This is a genomic window from Arthrobacter sp. P1_D4 (assembly GCF_056406115.1).
In genome coordinates, this window is record NZ_JBFUAU010000059.1 from 1 (window position 1) to 392 (window position 392).

At 66.6% G+C, this 392-nt stretch carries 1 protein-coding gene; it reads right to left on the bottom strand.

The window, feature by feature from the left end; genetic code table 11:
- Positions 1 to 392: beta/alpha barrel domain-containing protein (locus tag AC1D0A_RS22005; RefSeq protein WP_476946846.1), on the bottom strand; the 392-nt coding region annotated here is incomplete at both ends.

Below are 392 nucleotides of genomic sequence, written 5' to 3' on the forward strand. Positions count from 1 at the left end.
GCCTCGCCCTTGGACCGGATCATCGCCGCGCCCTCGTTGATGCGGCGCAGCGCCTCGCCCAGGTTGGTCGCACCGCAGACGAACGGAACGGTGAAGTTCCACTTGTCGATGTGGTTGGTGTAGTCCGCCGGGGTCAGGACCTCGGACTCGTCAATGTAGTCCACGCCCAAAGACTGCAGGACCTGCGCCTCGACGAAGTGCCCGATCCGGGCCTTGGCCATCACGGGCACGGACACGGCCGCGATGATCTTGTCGATCATGTCGGGATCGGACATGCGGGACACGCCGCCCTGGGCGCGGATATCGGCCGGAACGCGTTCCAGCGCCATCACGGCCACGGCACCGGCGTCTTCGGCGATGCGGGCCTGCTCGGCGTTGACGACGTCCATGAT